The sequence below is a fragment of the Microbacterium sp. genome (assembly GCF_047606385.1).
Classification (GTDB): domain Bacteria; phylum Actinomycetota; class Actinomycetes; order Actinomycetales; family Microbacteriaceae; genus Microbacterium.
This window is the reverse complement of the sequence record NZ_JASGEL010000001.1, coordinates 1-3581: the sequence shown is the minus strand read 5'-3', so window position 1 is coordinate 3581 and position 3581 is coordinate 1. Positions and strand designations below refer to the sequence as shown.

The 3581-nt window shown below is 70.1% G+C and carries 4 protein-coding genes; 2 read left to right on the top strand and 2 right to left on the bottom strand.

Annotated features, from left to right (window positions below; genetic code table 11):
• Nucleotides 1-17: 17 nt before the first annotated feature.
• Together QM626_RS00020 and QM626_RS00015 are read right to left on the bottom strand one after the other, a co-directional pair.
• Complete coding sequence (locus QM626_RS00020; RefSeq protein ID WP_415072585.1) at nucleotides 18-1073, bottom strand: IS110 family transposase; 1056 nt, start codon at nucleotides 1071-1073, stop codon at nucleotides 18-20.
• Nucleotides 1074-1303: 230 nt separating this feature from the next.
• Nucleotides 1304-1813 carry a YdeI/OmpD-associated family protein gene (locus QM626_RS00015; RefSeq protein WP_415072583.1) on the bottom strand — a complete coding sequence of 170 codons (510 nt, stop codon included), beginning with the start codon at nucleotides 1811-1813 and terminating at the stop codon, nucleotides 1304-1306.
• Nucleotides 1814-1837: 24 nt separating this feature from the next.
• Between QM626_RS00015 and QM626_RS00010 the strand changes: the two genes are divergently transcribed.
• Complete coding sequence (locus tag QM626_RS00010) at nucleotides 1838-2032, top strand: hypothetical protein (RefSeq protein ID WP_415072581.1); 195 nt, start codon at nucleotides 1838-1840, stop codon at nucleotides 2030-2032.
• A gap of 189 nt (nucleotides 2033-2221) precedes the next feature.
• Complete coding sequence (locus QM626_RS00005) at nucleotides 2222-3493, top strand: malic enzyme-like NAD(P)-binding protein (protein WP_415072579.1); 1272 nt, start codon at nucleotides 2222-2224, stop codon at nucleotides 3491-3493.
• The last annotated feature ends 88 nt before the right edge of the window (nucleotides 3494-3581 follow it).

The following is a 3581-nucleotide window of genomic DNA, read 5'->3' as shown; positions in this document are numbered from 1 at the left end:
GGATGCTCCTATGGATGTCAAGTGGTGATGACGTAGTAGATCTCGCGGGCGATGAGTCGCTTGAGGCAGCGGATGATCTCCTTCTTGGAGAGGCCCTGTTCGGTGCGTCGTCGCATGTATGCCTGGGTGCGGGGATCCCGGCGGAGCCGGCAGAGCACGATCCGGTAGAGGGCGGCGTTGGCCTGCCGGTCGCCGCCGCGGTTGAGCCGGTGCCGGCGGGTCTTGCCTGAGGATGCGGGGATCGGGGCGACGCCGCAGAGCATCGCGAAGGCCGCTTCGGAGCGGAGCCGGTCAGTGTTCTCGCCCGCGGTGACCAGCAGTTGCCCGGCGACGTCGGGCCCGACCCCGTTGAGGGCAAGCAGCGCCGGGTTGATCGCGACGACCAGTGGTTCGATCAGCGTGTCGAGTTCGTCGATCTCGGTCGTCAGCGCGGCGTGGCGGCGCGCGAGGAACCGCAGCGCGATCTTCGCGGCCTGCGCCGGCTCGCCCACCCGTGTGGTGTCGGGCCGCGCGCGTGCGCAGGCCGTCAGGAGCTCACGGTCGGGCAGCCGGCGCAGCCGCTCACGCAATTCGTCGGGCGCGGTGACCAGCAGCGTCTTGATCCGGCGCACGCAGTCAGCACGCTGATCGACAGCGCTGCGTCGAGCGACTCGCAGGTTCCGCAGCGCTTCGACTCTCCCGCTGCGGTCTTTCGGGACACCGGCGCGGACCCGCGACAATGCGGCGCGTGCTGCCGCCTCAGCATCCAGCGGGTCGGACTTGCCCGCGAACCGACGGGTCTTGCGGTCGGGTCGGTCGATCTCGAGCAGGTCGACGCCTTCGGCATGGAGATGGCGAGCCAGACCCGCGCCATAAGCACCGGTGCCCTCGACCGCTGCGATCAGCAGCACTCCGAACCTCACCACCCATGCCAGCAGCCCCGCGTACCCTCGCGAGTCCGCGGGGAACTGCGCGCAGCCCAGCACCCGTCCCGTCATATCGATCACCGCCGCGGTATGCGTATCCCCGTGCGTGTCGACCCCGACCACGACCTCGATCTGGCCGCACTCAACTTCTCGTGCGATGGTGGTCATCGCCGTTCCTCTCACTCAACCAGGCAAAACGGCACGCACCGCCGAAAGCGAACGGACAAGACAGTGATGGGTGCCTGCTGGCACAGGCTCCTATGAGGTCACGAACCCTCGCACGGTGAGTGCACAGCAGCCCCGCAGCGCATCGACCGACAGATCCCGTTCAAGACCTGACATCAATCAGCCGCCGAGTCAGCACGAACGCTGCGGGGCTCCCCCCACCACCATCACTGTCAGCCGCGGAGCGCGGCGACCACCGCAGCCACCCTTCTCGCCCGTGTCTCGGCGGTCTTCGCCCCCTCGACCGAGACCACGTGCGCCTTGCGATGGCTGGGGGCGAGGGCGTCGAACGCCTCCCGCCTCCCGGCGGCGGCCAGCGCGGCCGCCAGGTCCTCCGGCACCTCGACGGTGCGGGGCGCGGCATCCAGCTCGATGTCGACCGTGATCGGGTCGCCGCCGCCGATGCCGGTGGCGGTGCGCTTGTCGGCGCTGAACGGGATCAGCGACAGCCCGCCCATCACGCCCACCGTGCTGCGGTACTCGTAGCCGTTGACGGACACGACCACGGCGGGACGCCTGCCGGCGCCCAGCGCCTCGATCACCTCGGCCGGCACCTCGACCCCGGTGTTGTTGCCGAACTGGGACATGGTCGTCTCGAAGCGCATGGGTCGACAACTAGCAACCTCGGCGCCGTGCCGCAACCCCTGCCCGACCGCGCCGGCCCCGGCGTAGCGTCGGGGCATATCCCTTCACGAAAGGAGCACGACATGGGTTTCATCGATGACGCCAAGGAAGTCGCCGACACCGCCGGCCGCAAGGTCAAGGAGGGCTTCGAGGACGTGAAGGACCGGATCGGCGACAAGGCCGACGAGGCGAAGGCCGACGCGAACGTGAAGAAGGCCGAGGCGGAGAAGGAGTCGGTCGAGACGCGCAACTCCCTCAAGGAGAAGCTGCGCGACTGACCCGTCGGCGTTCGCGAGAGGCCCCGGGACCCGTTCCCGGGGCCTCTCGCCGTGTCCGCTCCTAGCGCTCGGACGGCGCCCGTGTCACGCACCCAAAGCTGAACCCACCCATCACCCCGGCCGATGCGACGGCCGAATAGACTCGTCCGTCGGCCGACTGAGAACCGAGCGTCGGCGGGAGGTAGTGCGATGACGAGCCTGTCCGACGAGGCGCTGGAGTACCACGCGAGACCGCGTCCCGGGAAGCTGAGCGTCGAGCTCACCAAGCCCGCCGAGACCGCCAAGCACCTCTCGCTCGCCTACAGCCCGGGCGTCGCCGCCCCCGTCCTCGCGATCGCCGAGAGCGAGTCCGACGCGTACCGCTACACCAACAAGGGCAACCTGGTCGCCGTGATCAGCAACGGCACCGCCATCCTGGGCCTCGGCAACCGCGGCGCCCTCGCCAGCAAGCCGGTCATGGAGGGCAAGGGCGTGCTGTTCCGCCGCTTCGCCGGTGTCGACGTCTTCGACATCGAGGTCGACACCACGGACATCGACCGCTTCGTCGACACCGTCGCGGCGATCGCGCCGACCTTCGGCGGCATCAACCTCGAGGACATCGCCGCGCCGGAGTGCTTCGAGATCGAACAGCGTCTCATCGAACGCTGCGACATCCCGGTGTTCCACGACGACCAGCACGGCACGGCGGTCACCGCCGGCGCCGCGCTGCTGAACGCGCTGGAGATCCAGGGCCATCGCATCGAGGACGCCCGCATCGTCTGCGTGGGCGCCGGCGCCGCCGGCATCGCGACGCTGAAGCTGTTCGTCGCGCTCGGCGCGAACCCCGAGAACCTCTCGCTGCTGGACCGCAACGGCGTCATCCACAACGGCCGCGCGGACCTGGTCCCCCACAAGCGCGCGTTCGCCCGCGACACCGAGCACCGCACGCTCGAGGACGCGATCGAGGGCGCCCACGTGTTCATCGGCGTCTCCGGGCCGGGGCTGCTCACCCCGGAGCTCGTGAAGAAGATGGCCGAGCGTCCCGTGATCTTCGCGATGGCCAACCCCGACCCGGAGATCACTCCCGAGGACGCCCGTGCCGCGCGTGGCGACGTCATCGTCGCCACCGGCCGCAGCGACTACCCGAACCAGGTCAACAACGTGCTCGGGTTCCCGTTCATCTTCCGCGGCGCGCTCGACGTGCGCGCCTCGCGCATCAACGAGGCCATGAAGGTCGCCGCGACCCACGCGCTTCGCGAGCTCGCGAAGCAGCCCGTCCCCGCGGAGGTCGCCGAGGCGTACGAGGGCGTCGAGTTCGCCTTCGGGCCGGAGTACATCATCCCCAAGCCGCTCGACCCGCGTCTGCTCGGCGCCGTGTCGGCCGCGGTCGCGCAGGCGGCCGTCGACTCGGGGGTCGCGACCCTGCCCTATCCCGCGCACTACCCGCTGACGACGACCGACGACATCCGCCACGCCGGCTGAGCCGGCCGGGCGCCGGAGCCGCCCGGGCTCACCGGGCGCCGACGGGGACGACGGCCTCGAGCACGACCTCGCGGCCGCGCTGGGTCAG